Here is a 26,989-nt window from a genome sequence, read left to right as displayed (position 1 = left end):
GTGTGTCGCGCCGCGCGAAGCGGCGCGATTTTGCTGACGACGCACCGCAGCGACGTTTGATGCTTGCCAAATCTCGGGGAGGGGCAGAGCATCGGCGTTTGCCGACCCAATCACGGGCCGAGCTCCACACCAAGGAGGCGGCGAAATGGGACAAGACGTCAGAAGTCCCCGAGGTCCACGGTGCATCGCGCTGGTGGGCCCTTTCCAAAGCGGTAAAACCACACTTCTGGAAGCAATATTGGCGCGAACGGGTGCAATCCCGCGCGCCGGCAGCGTCGATGCCGGAACGTCCGTCGGCGACGCCACGCCCGAGGCCCGTCATCACAAGATGACCGTCGGCCTCACTGCTGCCACCACGAGTTTCATGGGCGACAGCTACACCTTCCTCGATTGTCCCGGTTCCGTCGAGTTTGCCCACGACATGCGCGCCGCGTTGCCGGCGGTCGACGCCGCAATCGTGGTCTGCGAGGCCGACGAGAAGAAGCTGCCGCAGCTTCAGATCATCCTGCGCGAGCTGGAGGAGCTGAAGATTCCGCGTTTCCTATTCCTCAACAAGATCGACCGCGCCAGCCAGCGCATCCGCGAGACGCTGGCGATGCTGCAGCCCGCCTCGCGCGTGCCGCTGGTGCTGCGCCAGATCCCGATCTGGAAGGGCGAGCTGATCGAGGGCTTCGTCGATCTCGCGCTGGAGCGCGCCTTCATCTATCGCGAGCACAAGGCCTCCGAGGTGATCGCGCTCGAAGGCGGCAATCTCGATCGCGAGAAGGAAGCCCGCTTCTCGATGCTGGAGAAGCTCGCCGACCACGACGATGCGCTGATGGAGCAGCTGCTCGAGGACATCCAGCCGCCCCGCGATGCCGTCTTCGACGATCTCGCCCGCGAATTGCGGGAAGGGCTGATTTGCCCGGTGCTGCTGGGCGCCGCCGTGCGCGAAAACGGCGTGTTGCGTCTGATGAAGGCGTTGCGTCACGAGGCGCCCGGCGTTGCGGAGACTGCAAAACGTCTTGGCGTATCCGAGACCAAGGACGCGCTCGGCTATGTCTTCAAGACGCTGCATTCGCAGCACGGCGGAAAGTTGTCGCTGACGCGGCTGCTCGCCGGCCATCTCGACGACGGCGCCACGCTGCAATCCTCATCCGGCGGTGCCGGGCGCATCTCCGGCATCCTCGCCGTCAACGGGGCCTACGACACCAAGCGCGCCTCGGCCGAAGCCGGCGAGACCGTGGCCCTCGCCAAGCTCGATCCGGTCAAGACCGGTGACACGGTTTCGAGCGGCAAGACGGCGCCCGCGGCATTGATCACGATCGAGCCGACGCCGCCGGTGCTCGCGATCTCGGTCGCGGCCACCGACCGCAAGGACGACGTCAAGCTCGGCCAGGCGTTGACGCGCCTGCATGAGGAGGATCCCTCGCTCATGATCGTGCAGAACGCCAAGACTCACGACACTGTGCTGTGGGGCCAGGGCGAGATGCATCTGCGCGTCGCCAGCGAGCGCTTGCGCGACCGCTTCGGCGTCAAGATCACCTCGCATCCGCCCGCGATCGGCTATCAGGAGACCATCCGCAAGCCGATCACCCAGCGCGGCCGCCACAAGAAGCAGTCCGGCGGCCACGGCCAGTTCGGCGATGTCGTGCTCGACATCACGCCGCTGCCACGCGGCGACGGCTTCAAGTTCGCCGAGAAGGTGGTGGGCGGCGCGGTGCCGCGCAATTACATCCCGGCGGTGGAGGAGGGCGTCGTCGATGGATTGGCGCGCGGTCCGCTCGGCTTCCCCGTCACCGACGTGCAGGTGACGCTGACCGACGGCTCCTATCACAGCGTCGATAGCTCCGATCTCGCCTTCCGCACGGCCGCGCGGGTCGGGCTCAACGAAGGCCTGCCGCAATGCCAGCCGGTGCTGCTGGAGCCGATCCACATGGTCGAGATCGTCTGCCCGACCGACGCCACCGCCAAGATCAACGCGATCCTGTCGGCGCGGCGCGGCCAGATTCTCGGCTTCGACACCCGTGAGGGCTGGACCGGCTGGGACTGTGTCCGCGCCATGATGCCGGAAGCGGAGATCGGCGAGCTGATCGTGGAGCTGCGCTCGGCCACCGCTGGCGCCGGCAGCTTCACGCGCCAATTCGACCACATGGCCGAAGTCACCGGCCGCGCCGCCGACCAGATCATCGCCGCACATCAGCACGCGGCGTGATCGGGTAGGCGATCTCGTGCCCCGGACGCAGCGCAGCGCTCCTTCAGCGGTGCGCTGCAGAGCCGGGGCCCATGTATCAGCGTGCTTGGAATTTCTGGGTCCCGGCTCTGCGCAGCAACGCCAAGAGCGTTGCAGCGCGTCCGGGACACGAGATTCTCGTATGCCACTGCACCACACTCCGTCGTTGCGAGCGCAGCGGAGCAATCCAGAAATCCCTCCGCGGAAAGATTCTGGATTGCTTCGCTGCGCTCGCAATGACGGAGGCTATGGACGACGCCTCCCTTGCTTTCGCCACCGTATGATGTATTTTACATCATTGTATATGTTCTAGATATCACTTATAACTGCTCGTAAGTGAGGCCAAGGTGATCACTTCGTTCCAGATGCGGGCAGCCCGCGCGTTGCTCGGCATCGACCAGAAAACCCTGGCCGAGCTCGCCGGCGTGTCGCTGCCGACCATCCAGCGGATGGAGGCCTCCACCGGCAATGTTCGTGGCGTGGTCGAGACCTTGATCAAGGTGGTCGAGGCGTTCGACCGGGCCGGCGTCGAGCTGATCGGCGAGCAGGCCCGCAGCGACAGTGGCGGACGTGGCGTTCGCTTGAAGGAGCCGGGGCCGCCGCGCCGTGTCGGAGCATGATCGCGCGTTGATCGTGCCCGGGATCAAGATGGGCTAGCGCATCGTCGCACCTTAGGACGCACGATGCTTCGGAGCATTGTGGGGCCAGCGGAGCACTTTGCTGACATGAGCATCACGAGCGATCAGGCAGGACGGCTGCACCAGCTGCGTCAGCCGACCTTTGCCGAACTGTATCTGCCGAAGCTCGTCACCGTCTTTCGCGAAGGCTACGGCCTTGCGGATTTCCGCGCCGACGTCTTCGCCGGCCTGACGGTCGCGATCGTCGCGCTGCCGCTGTCGATGGCGATCGCAATCGCCTCGGGCGTGACGCCGGACCGCGGCCTCTACACCGCCGTCGCCGGCGGCTTCATCGCCTCCATGCTCGGCGGCAGCCGGTTCCAGATCGGCGGCCCTGCCGGTGCCTTCATCGTTCTGGTCGCGGCGACCGCGGAGCGGCACGGCGTCGATGGCGTTATTCTCGCCACCATGATGGCCGGCCTGTTCCTGATCGGCGCAGGGCTGCTCAGGGTCGGCACCTACATCAAGTTCATTCCCTATCCGGTCACGGTCGGCTTCACCGCCGGCATCGCCGTCATCATCCTTGCCAGCCAGCTCCGCGATCTCTTCGGCATCACGCTCGCGGGGAAGGAGCCGAGCGAGTTCGTGCCGAAGCTCGTCGCGCTCGCCGGCGGCCTCAACACGATCAATCCATCCGCAGTGCTGGTCGCGATCGTCAGCATCGCCATCATCGCCTCGTTGCGGGTCTGGCGTCCCTCCTGGCCCGGCATCCTGATCGCGGTCGTCTTCGCCGCCTTCGTGTGCGCGATATTCTCGTTGCCGGTGGAAACGATCGGCTCGCGCTTCGGCGGCATCCCGCGCGAATTGCCCTCGCCGGCGCTGCCCGCATTCTCGCTGGAGAAGGCAAGGGCGGTGCTGCCGGATGCGATCGCCTTTGCGCTGCTGGCGGCGATCGAATCGCTGCTGTCGGCGGTGGTCGCCGACGGCATGACCGGCCGCCGTCACCGCTCCAATTGCGAGCTGGTGGCGCAAGGCGCGGCCAATATCGGCTCGGCGCTGTTCGGCGGCATCTGCGTCACCGGGCTGATCGCGCGCACCGCGACCAACATCCGCGCCGGCGCGCGCGGGCCGCTCGCCGGCATGCTGCATTCGGTGTTCCTGCTGCTGTTCATGCTGGTCGCGGCCCCGCTCGCAAGCTACATCCCTCTGGCCGCGCTCGCCGCGGTGCTGGTCGTGGTGGCCTGGACCATGGCGGAGAAGCACGAATTCGCGACGCTCGTGCGCTCGTCATGGGGCGATGCCGTGGTGCTGCTCGCGACCTTCCTGCTCACGATCTTCCGCGATCTCACCGAGGGCATCCTGGTCGGCTTCGCGCTCGGCGCGGTGCTTTTCATCCATCGCATGGCGGAGATGACCGGCATCGAGGAGCGGACGCCACTGGTTGCTGATGATCGCCCCGATGACGGCAACGGCGACCGTGTGCGTTACGATCCCGCGCTTGCGGTCGACCGCGACGTGCTGGTCTATCGCATCACCGGCGCGTTCTTCTTCGGCGCGGCCTCGGCGATCGGCAGCGTGCTCGACGGCATTGCCGACAGGCGTAAGGCCTTCGTGGTCGATTTCGCCGCGGTGCCGTTCCTGGATTCTACCGCGGCCAACGTGATCGGCCGCGTCGCCGCCAAGGCGCACCGCCAAGGCATCCGGCTGTTCATCACGGGGGCCTCGCCCGCGGTCCGCCGCGCGCTGCTCACCCATGGCGTCACGCCGCCGCGCGCGCGCTACCGCACGAGCCTCGAGCGCGCCATCTCCGACATCAAGGGCCGGGCCGCCGACGAGACCGCTGCGAGCTGACCACGCGCGCTTGACAGAGCGGGCGCGACGCGAAATGGATCGCCTCGGAAACGACCCGAGGGAAAGATGACCACGCCCAAGCCCCCTGCAGCCTGTCTGATCGGATGGCCGGCCGCGCATTCGCGCTCGCCGCTGATCCACCATCACTGGCTGCGCACGCTCGATCTCGAGGGCGGCTATGTCATCGAGGCGGTGCCGCCCGAGGATTTGCGCGATTTCGTGCTGCGACTGTCGCTGCGCGGCTTCGTCGGTGCCAACGTCACCATCCCGCATAAGGAAGCCGTGCTGGCGCTGTCGACGCCCGACGCCCGCGCCAGGGCCGTCGGCGCCGCGAACACGCTGTGGTTCGCCGACGGCGAGCTGCGCTCAACCAACACCGATGTCGAAGGCTTCATCAACAATCTCGACGCCAGCGCGCCCGGCTGGGACATGGCCGAGGCGGCGCTGGTGCTGGGCGCCGGCGGCTCCTCGCGCGCGGTCGTGTTCGGCCTGCTGGAACGCGGCATCAGCTGCGTGCATGTCGCCAATCGCTCCATGGCGCGGGCCGAGACGCTGGCACAACAGTTCGGATCGAACGTGCATCCGCTGCCGTGGGACGCGATCGGCGACGTGCTGCCGCGCGCAAAACTTCTCGTGAACACGACCTCGCTCGGCATGCATGGCCAGCCTTCACTCGACGTCGACCTCGCGCGCCTGCCGCAAGATGCCGTCGTCGGCGACCTCGTCTACGTTCCCCTGGTGACGCCGCTGCTCGCCGCGGCGGCGGCGCGCGGCCTGAAGACCGCCGACGGGCTCGGCATGCTGCTGCATCAGGCGGTGCGCGGTTTCGAGCTGTGGTTCGGGCGGCGCCCCGAGGTCACCGCCGAGCTGCGCGCATTGGTTGAGGCCGATCTCACGAAGTCTTGAGAGAATAGCGCAGGGTCTTTCGGAGTTCTCTATTCCTGGGGGCAACGGAGACCGTCATGACTGTTCAACGTGCAACCTTCACACGTCCACTGATCGCCGTCGCGATGGTGGTCGTCTCGACCTACTGCGCCTTCGCCCAGAGAGCGCCGGTGCCGACGCGCGTGCGCGGCACCATCGAAAGCGTCAATGGCGACACAATGCAGGTCAAGTCGCGCAGCGGTGAAGAGGTCAAGCTTCGCCTCGCCTCGGACGTGAACGTGTCGGGCGTCACGAAGATTTCACTCGCTGACATCAAGCCGGGCTCGTTCATCGGCGCCACCACCGTGCCGGGACCGGACGGCAGCCAGAACGCCGTCGAGGTGCACGTGTTTCCGGAAAGCATGCGCGGCACCGGGGAAGGTTCGCGACCTTGGGACCTCAAGCCCAACTCCAGCATGACCAATGCGACCGTCGCGGAGAGCGTCGTCGGCAATGACGGTCACACGCTGCTGGTCAAGTACAAGGACGGCGAGAAGAAGGTGTTCGTCGCCGACGACACGCCGGTCGTGACCTTCGTGCCCGGCGACAAATCCGAGCTGAAGCCCGGCGCCAAGGTGATCGCCTTCATGAAGCAATTGCCCGACGGCTCGTTCGAGACCAACCGCGTCAGCGTCGGCCGCGACGGCCTGACGCCGCCGATGTGAGGGGCTGCGAGACGCGCACCTGCCGCCTCAAACACCGCCGTCGTCCCGGACAAGCGTCAGCGCAGATCCGGGACCCATAACCACAGGGAAAAGTTGTTGCGCGAAGCAGGCCAATCCGAGTCCCCATAGCCACACCTGCCTGTGGCTATGGGTCCCGGATCGGCGCGCGCTTTGGGCGCGCTTGTCCGGGACGACCGTGATTATTGCTGCGGCATCCCGGCAGACGCCCTCACACCGCAATCACGTGATCGTCGATCTCGTCCACCCGGTTGACGCCGCACAGGCCCATCGTGGTGAGCAGCTCCTTCTGGATGATGTCGATCGCCTTGGCGACGCCGGCCTGGCCGCCGGCACCTAAGCCATAGGCATAGGCGCGGCCGATCATGCAGGACTTTGCGCCGAGCGCCAGCGCGCGCATCACGTCCTGGCCGGAGCGGATGCCGCCGTCGAACATGATCTCCATCCTGTCGCCCACCGCGTCCGCGATCTCGGGCAGGACCTCGATCGAGGACGGCGCGCCGTCGAGCTGGCGGCCGCCGTGGTTGGAGACCACGAGCGCCTGCGCGCCGGTCTTGGCGGCTTCCTCGGCGTCCTCGACGTCGAGGATGCCCTTGATGATCAGCTTGCCCGGCCAGATGCTGCGGACCCACTCGACGTCCTTCCAGTTCAAGGAGGTGTCGAACTGCGAGGCGGTCCATTCGGCGAGGCGGTTGAGATCCTCGGTGTTCTTCACGTGGCCGGCGATGTTGCCGAAGGTGCGGCGCTTGCCCTGCAGCACGCCGGAGACCCAGGCCGGCTTGCTGGCGAAGTCGAGCAGCTTCGACAGCGACCATTCGGGCGGCACCGTCATGCCGTTCTTGATGTCGGCGTGGCGCTGGCCGATCACCTGCAGGTCGACCGTGAGCACCAGCGCGCTGCACTTGGCTGCGATCGCGCGCTGGATCAATTCCTTGATGAAGCCGCGGTCCTTCATGACGTAGAGCTGGAACCAGAACGGCTTCTCAACGCTGGCGGCGATGTCCTCGATCGAGCAGATCGACATCGTCGATTGCGTGAACGGAATGCCGGCGGCCTGCGCGGCGCGGCAGGCGTGGATCTCGCCGTCGCCGTGCTGCATGCCGAGCAGGCCGACCGGCGCGAGGATCAGCGGCATCGTCGACGGCTCGCCGAGGATCGTGGTCGAGGTGTCGCGCTTGGAGACGTCGACCAGGATGCGCTGGCGGAACTTGATCGCCTGCATGTCCTCGCGGTTGGCGCGCAGCGTCTCCTCCGCGTAGGAGCCGCGGTCGCAATAGTCGAAGAATGCCTTCGGCACGCGGCGCCGATGCAGCGTGCGAAGATCGTCGATACAGGTAATATGCTTCATGTCGTTTCCCCGGCCCGTCACGTACCAAACAGTCTTGCATCGGAAGATTTCGGGGTCATCTAGCATGGTTGGATGCACAGCCAAATCGTTTGCAGAACGTTTTGGAAGGAGAGTGCCAAGGAGAGCGTCATGACGAAGCCGCACGCAGGACCTTCGCCGGAAGAGATCAAGGAGAAGCATGATCTCGAGGAGGCGCTCGAAGAAGGGCTGGAGGAGACCTTCCCGGGCTCCGATCCCGTTAACGTCACCCAGCCGGCGCCGAGCCGCGCGGACGGCCATGTGAAGCGCTCGGATTAAGGCGAGTTCCACCGCTTTTCGCTGGTCACGCCGGAATTGCAATGTTAACAATGTGTTATCGGGGGCGGTCGCGGCGCCGGTTCCGTAATGATTCATCATATTTTTTGAAGCCAAGTTAGCCGCGATAGCTTTATAAGACCTCGGCAAATCAGGGATGCGGGTCCCGTTGGGGCAGCCCGTGGTTGTAGAGGGGAGTCCCTGGTTGCTGCTTGGGGGACGATATGAGCCGCAAATATTTCGGGACGGACGGGATTAGGGGCCGCGCCAACGGACTGATCACGCCGGAGCTCGCGCTCAAGGTCGGCCAGGCCGCGGGCCTTGCGTTTCAGCGCGGCGACCACCGCCACCGCGTCGTGATCGGCAAGGACACCCGTCTGTCCGGCTACATGATCGAATACGCCATGGTGGCAGGCTTCACCTCGGTCGGCATGGACGTGCTGCTGGTCGGCCCGATGCCGACGCCGGCGGTCGCGATGCTGACCAAGTCGATGCGCGCCGATCTCGGCGTCATGATCTCCGCCTCGCACAATCTGTTCGAGGACAACGGCATCAAGCTGTTCGGCCCGCAGGGCTTCAAGCTCTCCGACGACGTCGAGCGGCAGATCGAGCAGCTGCTCGACGAATCCCTCGACAAGCGGCTCGCCCAGAGCGCGAGCCTCGGCCGTGCCCGCCGCATCGACGGCGTGCACGACCGCTACATCGAATTCGCCAAGCGCACGCTGCCGCGCGACCTTTCGCTCGAGGGCCTGCGCGTCGTGATCGATTGCGCCAACGGCGCCGCCTACAAGGTGGTGCCCGAGGCACTGTGGGAATTGGGCGCCGACGTGGTGCCGATCGGCGTCGAGCCCGACGGCTTCAACATCAACAAGGATTGCGGCTCGACCTCGCCGGAGGCGCTGTCGAAGAAGGTGCGCGAGATGCGCGCCGACATCGGCATTGCGCTGGACGGCGACGCCGATCGCGTCATCCTGGTCGACGAGCGCGGCCATGTCGTCGACGGCGACCAGCTGCTCGCGGTGATCGCGCAGAGCTGGAAGGAGGATGGACGCCTCTCGCGTCCCGGCATCGTTGCCACCGTGATGTCCAATCTCGGGCTGGAGCGCTTCCTGCAAGGGCAGGGGCTCGAGCTGGTGCGCACGCCGGTCGGCGACCGCTACGTGCTCGAGCAGATGCTGAACGGCGGCTACAATCTTGGTGGCGAGCAGTCCGGCCACATTATCCTGTCCGACTACGCCACGACCGGCGACGGTTTTGTCGCCGCATTGCAGGTGCTCGCCGTGGTGCAGAAGCTGCGCCGCCCGGTGTCCGAGGTCTGCCACCGCTTCGATCCGCTACCGCAGATCCTCAAGAACGTCCGCCACAAGGGCGGCAGGCCGCTCGATGATTCCGACGTCAAGTCGGCGATCTCCGACGGCGAGAAGCGCCTCAACGGCCACGGCCGCCTCTTGATCCGCTCCTCCGGCACCGAGCCCGTGATCCGCGTCATGGGCGAAGGCGAGGACCGTCACCTCGTCGAGGACGTCGTCGACACCATCGTTTCGGCATTGGGGCAGGCCGCGGCGTAAGGCGCGATCGTAGCCCGGATGGAGCGCAGCGAAATCCGGGATTCGTGCGACGGGCGATAAAGGTCCTGGATTACGCTGCGCTCCATCCGGGCTACAAGTATCGTAGGGTGGGCAAAGCGAAGCGTGCCCACGCGTCTGTCGCCATATCGGAAAGATGGTGGGCACGGCGCAAGGGCGCCTTTGCCCACCCTACGATATCGGATTCGCGGAGAGGGTAAGATACGCATCCCAGCCATTTGCGATTGACGATGGTCCCGCCGCCGCTAGCGTCGTAATCAGCACCTCGCGGCAATCTGCCGCGCCGGATTGCCGCCTTGAACAAGCCTGTCGTCGTCTCAGAGGAAACGCTGACCGAGCCCGTCGTCGTCGCCGAATTGGCGCCGGCCGCCGCCAAGGGGCCGGCCTATATCGTGCTCGCCGGCATCAGCGTCTCGCACTTCCTCAACGACACCATGCAGTCGCTGATCGCCTCGGTGTACCCGATACTGAAGGACGCCTACGCGCTCGACTTCGCGCAGATCGGCATGATCACGCTGGCGTTCCAGTTCACGGCCTCGCTGTTGCAGCCGGTGGTCGGGCACTACACCGACAAGAAGGCGCAGCCCTATTCGCTCGCGGTCGGCATGGCCTCGACCTTCTTCGGCCTGCTGCTGCTCAGCGTCGCGCACCAATATCTCGTCATCCTCGTCGCCGCCGCGCTGGTCGGCCTCGGCTCGGCGGTATTTCACCCGGAGTCGGCGCGCATCGCGCGGCTCGCCTCGGGCGGACGCTACGGCTTCGCGCAATCGGTGTTCCAGCTCGGCGGCAGCTTCGGCACCTCGATGGGGCCGGTGCTCGCCGCGTTGATCGTGGTGCCGTTCGGGCAGGGCAGCATCGCCTGGTTCTCCTCGATCGCGTTCCTCGCCATCCTGATTCTCTGGCGCATTGGGCGCTGGTACGCGCCGCAGATCGCGACGAAGAAAGCGGTGCCCGTCCACAGCCAGCCCGGCGCGCCGAGCTCGCGCCGTGTCGCGGTAGCGCTCGCAGTGCTCGTCGTGCTGTTGTTCTCCAAGCAGCTCTACGTTTCGAGCCTGTCGAGCTATTACATCTTCTACCTGATCGACCGTTTCGGCGTCTCGACGCAGGCGGCCCAGATCTATCTCTTCGTCTTTCTCGCGGCGAACGCCGTGGGTGCGTTTCTCGGCGGTCCGCTGGGCGACCGCTTCGGCCGCAAGATCGTGATCTGGATCTCGATCCTCGGCGCGCTGCCGTTCACGCTGGCGCTGCCCCATGCCGGGCTCGTTGCGAGCGCGGTGCTCAGCGTCGCCATCGGCCTGATCATCTCCTCGACGACGTCGTCGATCATCGTGTTTGCGCAGGAGCTGGTGCCGCACCGCTTCGGCATGATCTCCGGCGTGTTCTTCGGCGTCGCCTTCGGCATCGGGGGCCTGGGCGCGGCCGTGCTCGGCAAGCTCGCCGACCACACCTCGATCGAGTTCGTCTACCAGGTCTGCGCCTATCTGCCGGCGATCGGGCTGCTCGCGGTGTTCCTGCCGAATCTGCCGCGAAACGCGCGTTAACGCATCCTCTCTTGCCGCGTTGCGGCTTCACACATCGTTAGGGAATGCGGCGCCGATGTCGCATTTGGCGCGGCATTTTTGCAACGCTCGCACGGCGCGCGCGTGTAGGGTGAGAAAAAATCAACCTTAAAAATTAGGGTTAAGTGGCGCTTAAACATTTGCTGGCATCGTCCCCCCGTGAGTTTCCAGAACGTGAGGCGCTCGTATTCAGCCTCACCGGCCATAAGGACGAAGCCAATGCGTAGCGTTAAGTCTCTCCTTGCCGCGGGTGCGGCAACCCTGATCTCGTCGATGGCGTTCGCCGCCGATATGCCGATCGCCGCCCCCCCTCCGATGTACGCGCCGCCGGCTCCGCCCGCCGACTTCGGCGGCTGGTATCTGCGCGGCGACATCGGCATGACCAACCAGAGCGCGAAGCGCATCGAGAGCGCCCTGCCGGCCGGGTACTCGAAGACGACGGAAGGCCTCGGCTTCGACTCCTCGCCGCTGTTCGGCCTCGGCGTCGGCTATCGCTTCAACAACTGGTTCCGCGCCGACGTCATCGGCCAGTACCGGGGCAAGGCCAATCTGCACGGTAGCGACAATGTCGTGGGACCCGGCTTCGTCGGCGTCAACAACTACAGCGGCAGCAAGTCCGAGTGGCTCGTGATGGCCAACGCCTATGTCGACCTCGGCACCTGGTGGTGCGTCACGCCGTTCATCGGCGCGGGCGTCGGCGGCTCCTACAACAAGCTCAGCGGCTTCCGCGACGACGGCGTGTCCTACAGCCCGCTGCTCAACAACAGCGTCGCCTACTTCGCCGACAACGGAAAGTGGAACCTCGCCTGGGCCGCTCACGCCGGTCTTGCCTACAAGGTCAATCCCGGCTTCACCGTCGAACTGGCCTACAGCTACATGAACCTCGGCGATGCCGCGCCCGGCAACTACCGCCTGTTCGACAACAGCGCCTCGGGCCCGACCACGATCAAGGTCAGGGACATCACCTCGCACGACGTCAAGCTCGGCGTGCGCTGGGATCTCAACAGCCCGCCGGCCTACGTGCCGCCGCCGCTGGTCACCAAGGGCTGATCGCAAGCTGATCGGTTAGGACTCCTTAACGGCGCGGGATCATCCCGCGCCGTTTTGCTTTGCGTATTTTTCATGGCGAGGTGCGCCGAAGGCGCCCGGCGCAACCATTGGTTAAGGTTAACAGGCGATGATCATCGCAACAGTTCGAGTCCGATGGAGCGTGGTGATGCGTAGGCTGGTGTTGGCAGCGGCGATGTTGGGGACGGTGTCTGCCGCACAAGCGGCCGACATGCCGGACCTGCCCGTGCTGCGCGGCGGCTTCGCCGACGGTTTGTCGAAGACCTCCGTCAATTGGAATGGCTTCTATGTCGGCGGTCATGGCGGTTATACCGCAGATGCCACGGATTTCAGCCAGAGCGTGGTCGGCCTGACCAATTACATCTTCCGCGACAGCGTACTCCAGGGGCCGACCTCGACGTGGTCGCTGCTGAACAAGACCAACACTCAAAGCACCAATTTCGGTGGCTTCGTCGGCCGCAACTGGCAATGGTATGATGCCGTTCTCAGTCTCGAGGGCACCTACAGCTACTTCAATAATATGGCGACATTGACGTCGGGATCCAACTCGCTCGTCATCGTCAACCCGCCTGGTGAGGTGCGGGCCCCCGGCATCACCAACAACTATGCCGTTACGCTGACGGGTGCCGCGGCGGCACAGGTCAAGGACATGGTTACGCTCCGCGGCCGCGTGGGCTGGGACGGCGGCAGCTTCATGCCCTATGCCTTCATGGGCGCTGCCGTCGGGCGAATGGACGTGTCGCGCACCGTGACCAGCAGCGTGTCGATGCGACAGGACACGACGACGACGGATTTCTTCGGCAACACCACGACGACACTTGGAACGTGGGGCCCGGTTCCTGCGCAGTCGGGCACGCAAGGTCAGCACAGGACCAACACTTACGCCGTGGGTTGGACCGCCGGCCTCGGGCTCGAATACTGCGTTTGGGACGGCTTGTTCGCCCGCATCGAATATGAATATGTGAGATTCTCTCCCGTCATGAACACGCAGGTGACGCTGAACAACGCGCGCCTCGGCCTCGGCTACAAGTTCTGAGCCGTCCGCTTCTTGTTGACAGCTTCGCTTCGTCCTGATGCTCTGTCGTCCCGAAAGTGGGGCGGCAGCGATGAAGATCTACGGCGACAGCAATTCCGGCAATTGTCTCAAGGTGAAGTGGGTCTGCGACAAGCTCGCATTGCCCTACCAGTGGATCGAGGTCGACACCCGCAAGGGCGAGACGCGCACGCCGCAATTCCTGAAGATGAACGGCGCCGGCCAGGTGCCGACCGTCGCATTCGACGACGGCCGCACGCTGGCCCAGTCCAACGCCATCATCCGCTATCTCGCCCGCGACAGCGCGCTCGTTCCGCGCGACGCCTTCACGGCGGCCAAGATGGACGAATGGCTGTTCTGGGAGCAGTACAGCCACGAGCCCTATATCGCCGTGTGCCGCTTCCTCATGGTCTATCTCGGCAAGGATGCCTCCGAGCTCGATCCTGAAAAGGTCAAGCGCGGCTATGCGGCGCTCGACCGCATGGAGCAGCATCTCGCCGCCAGCCGCTTCTTCGCGGGCGACGAGGTGTCGCTAGCCGACGTGTCGCTGCTCGCCTATACGCGCCTCGCGCATGAAGGCGGCTTCGACCTCGGCCGCTATGCCTCCGTCCGCCGCTGGATCGGCGACGTCGAAGCGTTTCTCGGCCTTCCGCCGGCGCGCTGAGGTGCGGAGTCGCCTGACATGAATGCCGAAGCCGTCTCTATCCGTCCCGCGCGCCGCGAGGACGTCGCCGCGATCGTGGCGATGCTCGCGGACGATCATCTCGGCCGCGCGCGCGAGCGCGTGGAGGATCCGTTGCCGGCCGCCTATTACGACGCATTCGCGCGGATCGCGCGCGATCCGAATCTGACGCTGGTGGTTGCCGAGAGTGAGGGCAGGGTGGTCGGCTGCCTGCAGCTCGCGATCCTCCCGGGCCTGAGCTCGCAAGGCGGATCGCGCGGCCTGCTCGAGGATGTTCGCGTTGCCACCGAGTGTCGCAGCCGCGGCATCGGCGAGCAATTGGTGCAATGGGCCGTGACGGAAGCAAAGGCGCGCGGCTGCAATCTGGTCGAGTTGCTCACGCATCAGACGCGCGTCGATGCGCAGCGCTTCTACAAGCGGCTCGGCTTTGCGGCGAGTCACGTCGGCATGACTGTCCGCTTTTGAGGCAGTGCGACGCGAGCGCTGCGCAGCCGGCGAAAAGCGGGCTTTTCATTCGGTCGTGTTAAGAGCCGGTAAACTACCGCTCCGTCGTTCACATTGATGAAGGAACGAAGGGTGCTACGGGGGCATCTGACACCGGGCTCGCTCGGTTCGGGATTTTTCGATGACAAGCTATTCGATGATCAAGGTCGGCAACGACTACGTCGTGCAGGCCAATGAAAAATGCATTTTGAAGGTCGGAAGCCGCCGCAAGGCGGCGCAATTGATCAGCGATGCCACGGACTTGCTGAATGCGCTCGCTGTTGTCGAATCCCCCGATATTGCACCGGAAACGCCATCACTGGCGCGTGAGGCCCCGGAACTTCCTTGACGGACCTTCCCGATTCCCGTATCAGCCGCGGCGGGACACCTCCCCCCAACGGGAGGCTTACTATCTGGAAGGGTAGATCATGACTGTAGCGAAGCCCGCTTCGCGGCCGACCGTGCCGCATTTCTCCTCCGGCCCCTGCGCCAAGCGCCCCGGCTGGAACGCCCAAAATCTCAAGGACGCAGCTCTCGGCCGCTCGCATCGCGCGAAGATCGGCAAGACCAAGCTCAAGCTCGCGATCGACCTGACGCGCGAAGTGCTTGAGGTCCCCGCCGATTACCGCATCGGCATCGTGCCGGCCTCCGATACCGGCGCGGTCGAGATGGCGCTGTGGTCGCTGCTCGGCGCACGGCCCGTCACCACGCTCGCCTGGGAATCCTTCGGCGAAGGCTGGGTCAGCGACATCGTCAAGGAATTAAAGCTCAAGGACGTCACCAAGCTAAATGCCCCCTACGGTGAGATCCCCGATCTGTCGAAGGTCGATCCCAAGAGCGACGTCGTCTTCACCTGGAACGGCACCACGTCGGGCGTGCGCGTTCCGAACGCGGACTGGATCAGCGCGAGCCGCGAAGGCCTGACCATCTGCGACGCCACCTCCGCCGCGTTTGCACAGCCGCTCGACTGGGCCAAGCTCGACGTCGTCACCTTCTCCTGGCAGAAGGCGCTCGGCGGCGAGGCCGCGCATGGCATGCTGATCCTGTCGCCCCGCGCGGTGGAGCGGCTCGAGACCTACAAGCCGGCCTGGCCGCTGCCGAAGATCTTCCGCATGACCAAGGGCGGCAAGCTCAACGAAGGCATCTTCGTCGGCGAGACCATCAACACGCCGTCGATGCTCTGCGTCGAGGATTATCTCGATGCGCTGAACTGGGCCAAGTCGATCGGCGGCCTCAAGGCGCTGATCGCGCGCGCCGACGCCAACACCAAGGTGCTGGCGGACTGGAAGGCGAAGACACCCTGGATCGACTTCCTCGCCAAGGACGCTTCGATCCGCTCCAACACCTCCGTGTGCCTGAAGTTCACCGATCCCGCGATCACCTCGCTGTCCGAGGACGCGCAGGCGGAGTTCAGCAAGAAGCTGGTTTCCCTCGTCGAGAAGGAAGGCGCGGGCTACGACTTCGCCTATTACCGAGACGCGCCGGCGGGCCTGCGCATCTGGTGCGGCGCCACGGTGGAAGCAAAGGACGTCGAGCTGCTGACGCAGTGGATCGACTGGGCCTTCGCCGAGACCAAGGCCGCTCTGCCCAAGGCAGCGTAAGTTTCTTCTTCGCCTCTCCCCGTCCTTACGGGGAGAGGCCGGGTCGCGCAGCGATCCGGGTGAGGGGCTCTCTCCACGAGCACTTCGCCTGTGGCTGCCCCTCACCCCAACCCTCTCCCCGTAAGAACGGGGAGAGGGAGACCAACAAGCTTCCAAGTCACTCACGCATTTCCGGCCCTCGGGCCGATCCTCCCTCAGGGACGGTGAAGGACAAATCCCATGACCAAACCCAAAGTTCTCATTTCCGACGCGCTCTCGCCCGCTGCCGTGCAGATATTCAGGGATCGCGGCGTCGAGGTCGACTTCCAGCCCAATCTCGGCAAGGACAAGGACAAGCTGGCCGAGATCATCGGCAATTACGACGGCCTTGCGATCCGCTCCGCGACCAAGGCGACTGCCAAGATCCTTGAGAAGGCCACTAGGCTGAAGGTGATCGGCCGCGCCGGCATCGGCGTCGACAATGTCGAGATCCCGGCCGCGACGGCCAAGGGCATCATCGTGATGAACACGCCGTTCGGCAATTCGATCACGACCGCCGAGCACGCCATCACCCTGATGCTGGCGCTCGCCCGCGAGATTCCGCAGGCCGACGCCTCGACCCAGGCCGGCAAGTGGGAGAAGAACCGCTTCATGGGCGTGGAGATCACCGGCAAGGTGCTTGGCGTCGTCGGCTGCGGCAATATCGGCTCGATCGTCGCCGACCGCGCGCTCGGCCTGCGCATGAAGGTGATCGCGTTCGACCCGTTCCTGTCGCCGGAGCGCGCCAAGGACATCGGCGTCGAGAAGGTCGATCTCGACGATCTGCTCAGGCGCGCCGACTTCATCACGCTGCACACGCCGCTGACCGAGAAGACCAAGAACATCATCGACGCGGCCGCGATCGCCAAGATGAAGAAGGGCGTGCGCCTGATCAATTGCGCCCGCGGCGGCCTCGTCGACGAGCAGGCGGTGGTCGAGGCGCTCAACGCCAAGCACATTGCCGGTGCCGCCTTCGACGTCTTCGTCGAGGAGCCCGCGACCAAGAGCGTGCTGTTCGGCCATCCCAACGTGATCTGCACGCCGCATCTCGGCGCCTCCACCACCGAAGCGCAGGAGAACGTCGCGCTGCAGGTCGCTGAGCAGATGTCGGATTACCTGCTCACCGGCGCGATCTCGAACGCGGTCAACTTCCCCTCGATCACGGCGGAAGAAGCGCCGAAGCTGAAGCCGTTCATCGCGCTCGCCGAGAAGCTCGGCTCGTTCGCGGGACAGCTCACCGAGAGCGGCATCCTTAAGGTCGAGATCACCTATGAGGGCCACGTCGCCGAGATGAAGATCAAGGCGATCACCTCCGCGGTGCTGTCGGGCCTGCTGCGGCCGATGCTGGGCGAGGTCAACGTGGTGTCCGCACCGGTCGTCGCCAAGGAGCGCGGCATGGTGGTGGACGAGATCGTCCGCGCCGCCCAGAGCGACTATGAGAGCCTGATCACCGTCACGGTCACCACCGAGCGGCAGGAGCGGTCGGTCTCGGGGACCGTCTACGCCGACGGCAAGCCGCGCCTCGTCGACATCAAGGGCATCCGCGTCGATGCCGAGTTCGGCAAGTCGATGATTTACGTCACCAATGAGGACAAGCCGGGCTTCATCGGCAAGTTCGCGGGGCTTCTGGGCGACGCCAAGATCAACATTGCGACCTTCCATCTCGGCCGCGTCGCCCCCGGCAGCGATGCCATTGCGCTGGTCGAGGTCGACGGCGTGGTGCCGGCCGACGTGCTCGCTAAGGTGCAGGCCCTGCCGCAGGTCAAGCAGGCCAAGGCGCTGACGTTCTGAGCTTCACCTCTCCCGAAGGGAGAGGTCGGGTCGCATCGTAAGATGCGATCCGGGTGAGGGGTTAGGCTCTCACAGATTGCTGCGGCCCCTCACCCGGATTGCTGGCGCAATCCGACCTCTCCCCGCCGGGGAGAGGTGACACAGTGAGCCGACAGAGTCGAATTCCATCGCCTTCTACAGACATATTCCGACCCGCGGAACAACGCCGCTTCCTTCACCGGAGGCGGCGTTTTATTTTCCCCGCGACCTCCTGACTTTGTGTACCAATGGCGCTAGGACGCTCCGTTCCAAATCGTTCGACAAGGGAGAAAACAATGCGTGAAGCCGTCATCGTTTCCTATGCGCGCACGGGCCTGGCGAAATCCGGCCGCGGCGGGTTCAACATCACGCCGCCGATGTCGCTCGCGGCCCACGCCATTCACCACGCGGTGGACCGCGCCGGCGTCGAGAAGGACTATGTCGAGGACTGCTATCTCGGCAATTGCGCCCATGGCGCGCCGAACATCGGCCGCCAGGCCGCGCTGCTCGCCGGCCTGCCGAAGACCACCGCCGGCGTGTCGGTGAACCGCTTCTGCTCGTCGGGCCTGCAGACCATCGCGATGGCCGCCAATTCGATCCGCTCCGACGGCGCCGATTGCATCGTCGCCGGCGGCGTCGAGAGCATCTCGATTCCCGGCGGCGCCACGCCGAAGGAATCTATCGATCCGGAGCTGCTCAAGGTCGCTCCCGACATCTTCATGGCGATGATCGACACCGCCGACATCGTCGCCGAGCGCTACAAGCTCAGCCGTGAATATCAGGACGAGTTCTCGCTGGAATCGCAGCGCCGCATGGCCGCGGCCCAGCAGGCGAACAAGTTCAAGGACGAGATCGTCCCGATGAAGACGAAGATGAAGGTCGTCGACAAGCAGACCAAGGCCGAGAGCATCGTCGACTACACCGTCGATCGCGACGAATGCAATCGCCCTGACACCACGATGGAAGGATTGGCAAAACTCGAACCGGTGAAGGGGCCCGGCAAGTTCGTCACCGCCGGCAATGCCAGCCAGCTCTCCGACGGCGCCGCCGCGGTGGTGCTGATGGAAGCCAAGGACGCCGAGAAGCGCGGCCTCAAGCCGCTCGGCCGCTTCGTTGCCTGGGCGACCGCCGGCTGCGAGCCGGACGAGATGGGCATCGGCCCGGTGTTCGCGATTCCGAAGCTGCTCAAGCGCACCGGCCTCAAGATCGACGACATCGATCTGTGGGAGCTCAACGAGGCCTTCGCCAGCCAGTGCCTGTATTGCCGCGACCAGCTCGGCATCGATCCCGCCAAGTACAACGTCAACGGCGGCTCGATCGCGATCGGCCATCCCTTCGGCATGACCGGCGCCCGTCTCACCGGCCATCTGCTGCAGGAAGGCGCCCGCCGCAAGGCCAAGTGGGGCGTGGTGACGATGTGCATCGGCGGCGGCCAGGGCGGCGCCGGCCTGTTCGAGATCTATCACTGATCCAACGCGACTCGCATGCGAAGGCACGGCGCGATTGAAGCGCCGTGCCTTTTCAGTTCCGCGGCGTGCGAGGGTTGGCGAAGCCGGACGGCTCAGCCCGACTGCTCCCGAACATTGGGACGGAATATCCACTCGCGCCAGACCGTCAGCAAGGCGGCCATGATCACGGGACCCAGGAACAGGCCGAGGAGGCCGAAGGCGGCGAGGCCTCCGAAGATGCCGACGAAAGCGAGGAGAAACGGCAGCCGGGCCGAATCGCCGACCAGTGTGGGCCAGACGAAATGATCCCCGGCAAGCATCACGATCGAGCCCCAGCAGAACACACCTGCGGCCGCCAGCCCGCTGCCGCCACCGGACACCAGCACCAGCGCCGCGGCCGAGAAGGCCAGCCAGGCGCCGAACGGGATCATCGCAAATGCCGCAGTGAGGATCGTGAAAACGACGGCGTTCGGCACGCCCGCGACCAGATAGCCGACGCCGATCAGCAATCCCTCGCCTACGGCGACCAGCACCGTGCCGTTCACGGTGCCGCGGGTGGTCGCGACCATCTTCGCGACGAGACCTTCGCCGGCTTCGCCAAACAGCCGGTCACACGTTTCCAGAAAGCGGCTCGCGATCAGCCGGCCATGACGGAGCAGCACGAACAGAGCCAGCAGCGAAAAGAACATCATGAACAGCCGGTGGAGTAGCTGCCCGCCGAACGTTCGAAACAGATCCGATGCATTGTCGGCGCTGACCGTCTTCAGCCACTCGCTTGCCGCCTTGGGGTCGGAGAGGTTGGTGCGCCACCATTGCTCGATGCTTTCAGCGGCGACGGGCAAGCGGGCCAGCCAATCCGGGACTTCGATCCCGCTCTCGCCGGCCTTCTTCAGCGAGCTGACCAACGCCTCTCCCTGCTGCGCGATCTGGTAGATCGCGAGCGACATGGGCGCGATCAGAACGAGTGCGACCATGAGCGTAAAGGCCAGGGCGGTCAGCGTGGTCGGCCCTGCGCCGAAGCGTTGGGCGAACCTGACGTAGAGCGGCCAAAGCGCGATTGCGAGAATCGCGGCCCAGATCAGCGCGGTCAGAAATCCAGCCGCGGTCCAGAGCGCGAGCGCGACCAGCACGAGCGCGAGAACCACACGGGCATTCATGCGGGCCGAAGCGCCTGAAGGCAGCGGCTTTCGGTCGGAAACAGCATCGCTCCCCTGGGGAGGGGTCTTCTTGGATGCCCCCGATTTCAGTCGCTCGGACATTGCGGTGACGTGGCGAGTGCAAATTCGCGTTGTTGAAAATGGACGAACAGGAACGCCACGAATTCAAGCCGCGACGCGGCCTTCGGTTCCGCTCAGGAACAAGTCGCATAGCGATGCGCGGCGGCTCGCGACGCGGGACGCCGCAGCGCCGAAAACTCGCCTGGTTGACGCTACGCCCTGTCGGCGCTGGCGCGCGCACCACCCCGATCAGCGTGCCGTCTTGACCTGTGCACCGGCGGCGGCCAGGGGGCGGCCGGCCCCGGCCTGTGCATTTCACCGTGCATAGCAGCGAGCATTCTTGGAGAGTGCACGTATTAATACGTGTCCGCAAATTAACGGAAGCTTTCACCGAATATCGCTTTATGAACCGCATCGCTCACCACCAGCTTGGTTCACGATGCGGCTCCCTTCCCTGCGGCTCACTCACAAGATCACCGCGATCGGCGTCATTGGCGTCATCGGCGTCGTCCTGATCGGCGGCATTCACCTCTACGGCGAGCGGACGATGGGCGTCTATCGCGACGCGGCCGAGGATGCGCGCACCGTGTTCGAGCTGAACAACAGGATCGCGGTCGAGCTGCTCGAGGCGCGCCGCGCCGAGAAGGATTTTCTGCTGCGCAGCGATCCGGCCAGGGCGCAGCGCCAGGTCGAGATCAGCCGGCAGGTGGCGCTCGACATCGAGACGCTCCGCGGCAAGATCGCAGCGCTCGGCCAGCCTGAGCTCGCGCACAAGATCGACGCGATGAATGCGTCCTTGAAGACCTATCAGGCCCGCTTCGCCGCGGTGGTCGAGGAACGACAGCGGCTCGGCCTCGACGAGAAGTCCGGGCTCGAAGGTCGCCTGCGCACTTCCGTCCACGGTATCGAGAGCCAGGTCGACCAGTTCCAGAATTCCGAGCTCAAGGTGATCATGCTGATGATGCGCCGGCATGAGAAGGATTTCATGCTGCGTCGGAACGCCAGATATGGCGAGGAGATGAAGAAGCGCGCGTCCGAATTTGCCGCAGGCCTCGACGCGGCAGCCATCGCCGATGGCGCCAAGGCCGAGCTGCGCCAGAAGCTCGCCGACTATCAGCGCGACTTCTCCGCCTGGATGGAGACCGCGCTGAAGCTGGCGGCCGAATCGAAGGCGATGTCCGAGGCCTTCGCGTCGGTCGAGCCGGTGATCGAGCAGGTCTCGACATCGGTCGACCGCATCCGCGCCGACGCCGACCGTCTCAACGAGGCCGAGCGCACCAGCATCCAGTTCTGGATTGCGGTCGCGATCGCGCTGATTGCGACGAGCGTGCTCGGCCTCGGCATCTTCATCGGACGTTCGGTCTCGAGGCCTCTGACCGCGATGCGCGCGGCGATGATCGAGCTCGCCAACGGCAATTTCGCCGTCGTTCTTCCCGGCCTCGGCCGGCCCGATGAGATCGGCGAGATCGCGCAAGCCGTCGAGACGTTCAAGGTCAACGCCGAGCGGAAGGCGCAGGAGGAGGCCGAAGAGAAGATCAGGCAGGATAAGCTCGCCGCCGAGCGCCGCCGCGCCGACATGATCAGGATGGCGGACGATTTCGAAGGCGCGATCGGCGAGATCGTCGAGACCGTATCGTCGGCGGCCAACGAGCTCGAGGCGTCGGCGACGTCGCTGACCACGACCGCCAGCCGCTCGACCGAGCTCGCCACGCTGGTCGAGGCGGCGTCCGAGGAAGCGGCGACCAACGTGCAGTCGGTGGCGTCCGCCGCCGAGGAGCTGACCGCCTCCGTCAACGAGATCAGCCGTCAGGTGCAGGCCTCCGCGCGCATGGCGGGCGAGGCCGTCACCCAGGCCGGGCAGACCAACGATCGCGTCAGCGAATTGTCCAAGGCGGCCGCGCGCATCGGCGACGTGGTCGAGCTCATCAACGCCATCGCCGGCCAGACCAATCTGCTCGCGCTGAACGCCACCATCGAGGCCGCGCGCGCGGGCGAGGCCGGACGCGGCTTTGCCGTGGTGGCCTCGGAAGTGAAGGCGCTGGCCGAGCAGACCGCGAAGGCGACCGGCGACATCGGTCAGCAAATCTCGAGCATCCAGGTCGCGACGCAAGATTCCGTCGGTGCGATCAAGACCATCGGCGGCACCATCGAGCGTCTGTCCGAAATCTCCTCCACCATCGCGGCCGCGGTGGAAGAGCAGGGCGCCGCGACCAGCGAGATCTCGCGCAACGTCCAAAGCGCCGCCGCCGGCACCACGCAGGTCAGCGCCAACATCTCCAGCGTGCGCCAGGGCGCGACCGAGACGGGATCTGCCTCCTCGCAAGTGCTGTCCGCGGCGCAATCGCTGTCGAACGACAGCAGCCGGCTGAAGCTCGAGGTGAGCAGGTTTTTGGAGACGGTGCGGGCGGCTTAAGCGCGTCTGCAAACCGGCAGTAGGTAGGTTGATCGTGCGGCGGGCCAACCTCTCCCGCTTGCGGGAGAGGTCGACGCGAAGCGTCGGGTGAGGGCTCTTTCCTCTCGGGGATTGTCCCGTCGTGGAGACACCCTCTCCCCGACCCTCTCCCGCAAGCGGGAGAGGGAGAACACCTCACGCCCCCGCCAGCGCTGGCGCGAGCACCACCTCGATCAGCGTGCCGTGGCCGGCGCTCTTGATGTTGAACCGGGCGCGGTTGGCTTCGACCAGCGCTTTCGTCAGCGACAGGCTCAGCGCCGAGCTGTCGGCAGCATCGCCCGGCGGCGGGGTGCGGAACGGCTCCATCGCGGCGGCGACTTCGCGCTCGGAAAGGCCATGGCCGGTGTCGCGGATGCGCAGTGCGATCTCGCCGCGATCGGTCAGCGCGGTCGAGACGATGACCTGGCCGCCGGCGCTGGCGAGCCGGATCGAGTTCGAGATCAGGTTCATGGTGATCTGCCGCATCGCGCGCGCATCGACGCTCACCTGCGGCAGCGCATGGGCGAGCGAGGTGCGGATGATGATGCGCTCGCGGTTGGCCTGCGGCTGCATCACCGTCACGCAGGCCTCGACCAGGTCGTTCAGGTTCAAGTTCGCGAAATTCAGGTCGAGCTTGCCGGTCTCGATCCGCGACAGCTCCAGGAGGTCGTCGATGATGGCGATGACGCGCTCGCCGGAGGCGCGGATGTCCTTCATGTATTCGCCATAACGCTCGTTGCCGAGCGCGCCGAAGCGCTCGGAGATCATCACCTCGGCAAAGCCGATGATGGCGTTGAGCGGCGTGCGGATCTCGTGGCTGATCCGCGCCAGCATGTCGGCCTTGGCGTTGGCCGCGCCGTCGACGAGGCGGCGGGCCTTCGTCAATTCGCTCTCGCCCTTCTTCGCGTGCGAGAGGTCGCGGAACACGGCGAAGAAGTTCGGCCCGTCGGGCCGGGTGCGGCCCATGATCATCGCGAGCGGGATGACGCCGCCCTTCTTCTCGCGGCCCAGCACCTCGCGGCCGTGATCGAGCAGGCTGGAGATGTCCTGGCTCTTCAGGCTTTCCAGATAATCGGCGACGATCTGCTGGCTCTCGGGGGCGAACAGCGTCAGCAAATTCTGCTGCAGCAGCGCCTCGCCGTCATAGCCGAACAGCGCCTCCGCGCTGCGGTTGCAGGCGTGGATGTTGCCTTCGGCATCGAACATCACGATGCCCTCGGCTGTGGTGTCGAGGATGGCGGCGAGATCCTCGGCATCGGCATCGCCGGCCGCGGGCTCCGCGTCCGCGGCGTCAGGCTCTGCGGCCACCAAGGTCTCTGCGACGGCAGCCGCCGCGGCGATCGGTGCCGCCTGCGGCAGCGCGCAGATCAGCGCATGCGCGCTGTCGCCGTCCCAGTCGATGGTGTGGAGATGCGCTTCCGTCGTCGCCAGCGGCGCTTCGCCGTTCGCGACCGTCGCGCTGATCGTCACAGGCGTGCCGCCTTGCGTGGTGCTGCTGGCCGCCGACACGCCCGGCTCGACATAGAGCGCATCCAGCCCGCCGGCATGCTCCAGCGCGTTCAGGCTGTCATAGCCGATGCGCGCGAGGAAGGCGGGATTGGCGTAGAGCAGGCGGTCGAGCCGGTAAATCAGGATGCCCGTCGGCAACAGGTCGAGCAGTGTGCGGTCGCGCGCGCTCATCCCGCGCGGCGGCGGTGCGGGCTCGGTCAGCCATTCGGCTGCGGCCTGCGGCGGCTCCGGCTCCGATGCTTCGGCGCTGATCTCCGCCACTGGTCCGGCCGCGTCGGTCGTGATGGTCTCGCGCTCGCGTTCGAGCCGCTCGGACAATTGCCGCGCGAGCTCGTTGAACGCGCTGTTCTCGACCGGCGTCAGCGTCGGCGGCCGCGTATCGCCGACGACGCGGAACGGCACGACATTGGGAGGCGTTTCCACGGGCGTGTCCAGTTCGGTTGGGTGTGAAGTCACGTCGCTTGTGGGCTCTGGCAGGTCGGGTTCGGCTTGCGGTTCGGGCTCGGCTTGCGGCTCAGGCTCGGATGGCGCGATCGGCGGTGCCTCTGCTTCGCTCTCGGCCACTGTTTCCGCCGCCGCTTCAGGCTCGGCCTCCGCATCGGACGCGACGTCCTCAGTGGAGCGGCCCTGCGGCGGCGCGTCGACCAGCAGCTCGAAGCGCCTGAGCGCCTCGAGCCGGGTGAGCGCGTCGAGATCGCGGCAGACGCCGAAGCCGCGGAAGCCGGCGAACTGACGGTTGCGGTCGTAGACCGGCAGGCCCGCGAGCTCGACCGGAATGTGCTCGCCGCCGTCGGCCGGCCAATTCACTGTGATGCCGGCCCAGGTGTCCTGGCTTTCCAGCGCCTTGGCCACGCGGCCCTCGGGATCGAGCGAAAATTCCGCGGCGATCTCGCGCCAGGGGCGGCCGAAGCCGGCGGCCGTGTGCATGCCCATCAGGCGGATGAATTCATCGGAGCCGAGCACAAAGCGGCCCTCTTCATCCATCTGCCAGAGGAAGCGCAGCGGATGCTGACGCGGTGCGGGCGGCTCTTGCTGGCCCGACTGCTGGTCTGAAGTCGGCTCGACCATGCCTGCATTGATCGGCGCGGGCTGCGGCGACACAATGGCTTGCGGCTGGTTTTCAACCGGAGTTTTGGCCGCCGCGGGGACGACCGGCTCGGGCGTCGGCGCAATCGTCTCGGCGGGCGGTTCGGCCGGCTCAGTGAATGCGTCGAACAGCGCAATCGCGGACGGTGCCTCGTCTGGCGCGGGCTGTGCGTCCTCCGGCACCGCGGCCGGAGGCTGCGCGGGCGTCACGTCGGGCGCGGCCTCGCGCGCCGCCGTGGCGGCGGCCGGCTCGATCAGCGCGACCAGGCCGATATCGGCGCCGCTGCCGACCCGCTGCAGCACCATCTGGCCGATGCCAACAGGCGTCGCGGCGCGGCCTTTTGCCAGCGCATCGCTGCGGGCGCGGTCGAGGCCGGCCTCGAATAGATCGCGAAAGCCGAGCAGGGAGCGCGCGGCCTCGCTCGCGCCGACGAACAGCCCGTCCGGCGCGAACGCCGCCATCGGCACCTTGGCGCCGGCGACCAGCCGATGCAGCCGCTCGACCAGCGGCATGGTGCGCAGCGTCGGGGCCATCGCGATGACGAGCACCGCATGGCCGCCATCGGCAAAGTCGAGCCGCGCGCAGCCGCAGGTCATCAGCGCCCCTAACCGGGCGCCGAAGCCGCGCAGCCGCTGCAGCCGTATTGCGCCGTTCGCCGGCAGCTGGGGGGCGAGCCTGACGATTTGGCGGCGGTGGCTGTCGGCGGGGCCGAACACCTTGTCCGCGAGGCCGGCGCTGTTGGCCGCGCCAAATAGTTTGGCGCCGACCGGATTGGCCCACAGCACGCGCGCGCCGTCGGTCGACCACAGCCAGACCGGCAGGGCAGAGGTCGCATGCACGGCCAGCCGCGGATCGCCCACCCCTCGCAACTGGAAATCCGAACGCGTCATCAGGCCGGCTGCATCTCACGCTTCACGAGTGGCGGCTGCCGGGAATGACAGCCTTAAGAAAGGGTTAGTATCGCCCGGAAGGCGCGACTAGGTCCACGGTTCAAAGCCTCGCGACGGACCCCAAGCGGCGATAACCTTAATCCCGCCAACCCCGCAAGCCGAGCCGACGTTGCATCCAAGGGATTCGAAGCGGAGGGCATAGGCGCGCGCAGCACCCGCGGTGCCCATCCTCCCCTGGAGGGGGAGGATCGGCTCACATGAGCGTAGCGAATGTGAGACGAGGTGGGGTGACAGTCTCTCGCCACGGGCGGTCCCCGCGGGGAGAGATCACCCCACCCCGGCTCATATTTCGCTACGGTCAATATGAGCCGACCCTCTCCCTCCAGGGGAGGGTAAAAGCTCGTTGCCCGGCGCATCCCACTACCTCAACCCCCGGTTCCCCATCCCAGGAACCTCATCCATCCCGAGATTAAATTTCGCATCGCACGCCTCTGCCGCGTTGCGATGCACAATGTTGACATGATAGGCAGCCATACTTCTGGCGCTGGGCGAGCCATCTCATTGTTTCGCGTTTCCAGTCTTCGTACCCGCTCAATGCGCAGGGCCCATGGTCGGGGCCGGCGGGCGCGCCAGAAAGGC

At 65.9% G+C, this 26,989-nt stretch carries 20 protein-coding genes; 17 read left to right on the top strand and 3 right to left on the bottom strand.

Annotated features, from left to right (window positions below; genetic code table 11):
- Nucleotides 1-145 precede the first annotated feature (145 nt).
- From ACM43_RS06315 to ACM43_RS06295, 5 genes are all read left to right on the top strand, one after another.
- Nucleotides 146-2,194 carry an elongation factor G gene (locus ACM43_RS06315; protein WP_271538975.1) on the top strand — a complete coding sequence of 683 codons (2,049 nt, stop codon included), beginning with the start codon at nucleotides 146-148 and terminating at the stop codon, nucleotides 2,192-2,194.
- 365 nt (nucleotides 2,195-2,559) lie between these two features.
- Nucleotides 2,560-2,832 (top strand): helix-turn-helix domain-containing protein, encoded by a 273-nt coding sequence (locus ACM43_RS06310; RefSeq protein ID WP_008566993.1) that lies wholly within the window; start codon nucleotides 2,560-2,562, stop codon nucleotides 2,830-2,832.
- Nucleotides 2,833-2,937: 105 nt separating this feature from the next.
- The gene (locus ACM43_RS06305) at nucleotides 2,938-4,680 is read left to right on the top strand and encodes a SulP family inorganic anion transporter (RefSeq protein ID WP_271538973.1); all 1,743 of its coding nucleotides are present in this window, start codon (nucleotides 2,938-2,940) and stop codon (nucleotides 4,678-4,680) included.
- A gap of 66 nt (nucleotides 4,681-4,746) precedes the next feature.
- A complete protein-coding gene (locus ACM43_RS06300) occupies nucleotides 4,747-5,586 on the top strand; it encodes a shikimate dehydrogenase (RefSeq protein ID WP_271538971.1) in 840 nt (279 codons plus the stop codon).
- 56 nt (nucleotides 5,587-5,642) lie between these two features.
- Nucleotides 5,643-6,269 (top strand): hypothetical protein, encoded by a 627-nt coding sequence (locus ACM43_RS06295; protein WP_271538969.1) that lies wholly within the window; start codon nucleotides 5,643-5,645, stop codon nucleotides 6,267-6,269.
- 229 nt (nucleotides 6,270-6,498) lie between these two features.
- Here ACM43_RS06295 and ACM43_RS06290 read toward each other — a convergent pair whose 3' ends face one another.
- Nucleotides 6,499-7,635, bottom strand: coding sequence for an alpha-hydroxy acid oxidase (locus ACM43_RS06290; protein WP_157286557.1), 1,137 nt, complete (start codon nucleotides 7,633-7,635; stop codon nucleotides 6,499-6,501).
- A gap of 129 nt (nucleotides 7,636-7,764) precedes the next feature.
- On the opposite strand from ACM43_RS06290, the gene ACM43_RS06285 reads away from it, so the two are divergent.
- From ACM43_RS06285 to ACM43_RS06235, 11 genes are all read left to right on the top strand, one after another.
- Nucleotides 7,765-7,932, top strand: coding sequence for a hypothetical protein (locus tag ACM43_RS06285; protein WP_167361667.1), 168 nt, complete (start codon nucleotides 7,765-7,767; stop codon nucleotides 7,930-7,932).
- A 221-nt stretch (nucleotides 7,933-8,153) separates the two neighbouring features.
- Complete coding sequence (gene glmM / locus ACM43_RS06280) at nucleotides 8,154-9,497, top strand: phosphoglucosamine mutase (protein ID WP_157286558.1); 1,344 nt, start codon at nucleotides 8,154-8,156, stop codon at nucleotides 9,495-9,497.
- Nucleotides 9,498-9,811: 314 nt separating this feature from the next.
- Nucleotides 9,812-11,056: an MFS transporter gene (locus tag ACM43_RS06275; protein WP_271538965.1), complete on the top strand. Its 1,245-nt coding sequence runs from the start codon at nucleotides 9,812-9,814 to the stop codon at nucleotides 11,054-11,056.
- A 237-nt stretch (nucleotides 11,057-11,293) separates the two neighbouring features.
- A complete protein-coding gene (locus tag ACM43_RS06270; RefSeq protein WP_157286559.1) occupies nucleotides 11,294-12,124 on the top strand; it encodes an outer membrane protein in 831 nt (276 codons plus the stop codon).
- 166 nt (nucleotides 12,125-12,290) lie between these two features.
- The gene (locus tag ACM43_RS06265; RefSeq protein WP_271538963.1) at nucleotides 12,291-13,178 is read left to right on the top strand and encodes an outer membrane protein; all 888 of its coding nucleotides are present in this window, start codon (nucleotides 12,291-12,293) and stop codon (nucleotides 13,176-13,178) included.
- A 70-nt stretch (nucleotides 13,179-13,248) separates the two neighbouring features.
- Nucleotides 13,249-13,839, top strand: a complete 591-nt coding sequence (locus ACM43_RS06260; RefSeq protein ID WP_271538961.1) for a glutathione S-transferase family protein — start codon at nucleotides 13,249-13,251, stop codon at nucleotides 13,837-13,839.
- 18 nt (nucleotides 13,840-13,857) lie between these two features.
- Entirely contained in the window at nucleotides 13,858-14,322 is a 465-nt protein-coding gene (locus ACM43_RS06255; protein ID WP_271538959.1) for a GNAT family N-acetyltransferase, read from the top strand.
- A gap of 160 nt (nucleotides 14,323-14,482) precedes the next feature.
- A complete protein-coding gene (locus ACM43_RS06250) occupies nucleotides 14,483-14,689 on the top strand; it encodes a hypothetical protein (protein WP_271538957.1) in 207 nt (68 codons plus the stop codon).
- 79 nt (nucleotides 14,690-14,768) lie between these two features.
- The gene (locus tag ACM43_RS06245; protein WP_271538955.1) at nucleotides 14,769-15,941 is read left to right on the top strand and encodes a phosphoserine transaminase; all 1,173 of its coding nucleotides are present in this window, start codon (nucleotides 14,769-14,771) and stop codon (nucleotides 15,939-15,941) included.
- 219 nt (nucleotides 15,942-16,160) lie between these two features.
- A complete protein-coding gene (serA, locus tag ACM43_RS06240) occupies nucleotides 16,161-17,750 on the top strand; it encodes a phosphoglycerate dehydrogenase (RefSeq protein WP_157287947.1) in 1,590 nt (529 codons plus the stop codon).
- Between the two features lie 314 nt (nucleotides 17,751-18,064).
- The gene (locus ACM43_RS06235; protein ID WP_271538953.1) at nucleotides 18,065-19,237 is read left to right on the top strand and encodes a thiolase family protein; all 1,173 of its coding nucleotides are present in this window, start codon (nucleotides 18,065-18,067) and stop codon (nucleotides 19,235-19,237) included.
- 92 nt (nucleotides 19,238-19,329) lie between these two features.
- On the opposite strand, the gene ACM43_RS06230 is transcribed toward ACM43_RS06235, so the two are convergent.
- Entirely contained in the window at nucleotides 19,330-20,373 is a 1,044-nt protein-coding gene (locus ACM43_RS06230) for an AI-2E family transporter (RefSeq protein ID WP_246732555.1), read from the bottom strand.
- Nucleotides 20,374-20,872: 499 nt separating this feature from the next.
- On the opposite strand from ACM43_RS06230, the gene ACM43_RS06225 reads away from it, so the two are divergent.
- Nucleotides 20,873-22,846, top strand: a complete 1,974-nt coding sequence (locus ACM43_RS06225) for a methyl-accepting chemotaxis protein (RefSeq protein WP_271538949.1) — start codon at nucleotides 20,873-20,875, stop codon at nucleotides 22,844-22,846.
- 174 nt (nucleotides 22,847-23,020) lie between these two features.
- On the opposite strand, the gene ACM43_RS06220 is transcribed toward ACM43_RS06225, so the two are convergent.
- The gene (locus ACM43_RS06220) at nucleotides 23,021-26,350 is read right to left on the bottom strand and encodes a PAS domain S-box protein (protein WP_271538947.1); all 3,330 of its coding nucleotides are present in this window, start codon (nucleotides 26,348-26,350) and stop codon (nucleotides 23,021-23,023) included.
- Between the last annotated feature and the right edge of the window lie 639 nt (nucleotides 26,351-26,989).

This window comes from Bradyrhizobium sp. CCBAU 45321, from assembly GCF_028128975.1.
GTDB lineage: Bacteria > Pseudomonadota > Alphaproteobacteria > Rhizobiales > Xanthobacteraceae > Bradyrhizobium > Bradyrhizobium yuanmingense.
Note: the sequence above shows the minus strand (reverse complement) of the source record. Positions and strands in the feature narration are given on the sequence as shown.

Coding starts and splice junctions, on each gene's coding strand:
- ACM43_RS06315 (WP_271538975.1), top strand. CDS start 146: ATGGGACAAGACGTCAGAAGTCCCCGAGGTCCACGGTGCATCGCGCTG.
- ACM43_RS06305 (WP_271538973.1), top strand. CDS start 2,938: ATGAGCATCACGAGCGATCAGGCAGGACGGCTGCACCAGCTGCGTCAG.
- ACM43_RS06300 (WP_271538971.1), top strand. CDS start 4,747: ATGACCACGCCCAAGCCCCCTGCAGCCTGTCTGATCGGATGGCCGGCC.
- ACM43_RS06295 (WP_271538969.1), top strand. CDS start 5,643: ATGACTGTTCAACGTGCAACCTTCACACGTCCACTGATCGCCGTCGCG.
- ACM43_RS06290 (WP_157286557.1), bottom strand. CDS start 7,635: ATGAAGCATATTACCTGTATCGACGATCTTCGCACGCTGCATCGGCGC.
- ACM43_RS06285 (WP_167361667.1), top strand. CDS start 7,765: ATGACGAAGCCGCACGCAGGACCTTCGCCGGAAGAGATCAAGGAGAAG.
- glmM (WP_157286558.1), top strand. CDS start 8,154: ATGAGCCGCAAATATTTCGGGACGGACGGGATTAGGGGCCGCGCCAAC.
- ACM43_RS06270 (WP_157286559.1), top strand. CDS start 11,294: ATGCGTAGCGTTAAGTCTCTCCTTGCCGCGGGTGCGGCAACCCTGATC.
- ACM43_RS06265 (WP_271538963.1), top strand. CDS start 12,291: ATGCGTAGGCTGGTGTTGGCAGCGGCGATGTTGGGGACGGTGTCTGCC.
- ACM43_RS06260 (WP_271538961.1), top strand. CDS start 13,249: ATGAAGATCTACGGCGACAGCAATTCCGGCAATTGTCTCAAGGTGAAG.
- ACM43_RS06255 (WP_271538959.1), top strand. CDS start 13,858: ATGAATGCCGAAGCCGTCTCTATCCGTCCCGCGCGCCGCGAGGACGTC.
- ACM43_RS06250 (WP_271538957.1), top strand. CDS start 14,483: ATGACAAGCTATTCGATGATCAAGGTCGGCAACGACTACGTCGTGCAG.
- ACM43_RS06245 (WP_271538955.1), top strand. CDS start 14,769: ATGACTGTAGCGAAGCCCGCTTCGCGGCCGACCGTGCCGCATTTCTCC.
- serA (WP_157287947.1), top strand. CDS start 16,161: ATGACCAAACCCAAAGTTCTCATTTCCGACGCGCTCTCGCCCGCTGCC.
- ACM43_RS06235 (WP_271538953.1), top strand. CDS start 18,065: ATGCGTGAAGCCGTCATCGTTTCCTATGCGCGCACGGGCCTGGCGAAA.
- ACM43_RS06230 (WP_246732555.1), bottom strand. CDS start 20,373: ATGAATGCCCGTGTGGTTCTCGCGCTCGTGCTGGTCGCGCTCGCGCTC.
- ACM43_RS06225 (WP_271538949.1), top strand. CDS start 20,873: ATGCGGCTCCCTTCCCTGCGGCTCACTCACAAGATCACCGCGATCGGC.
- ACM43_RS06220 (WP_271538947.1), bottom strand. CDS start 26,350: ATGACGCGTTCGGATTTCCAGTTGCGAGGGGTGGGCGATCCGCGGCTG.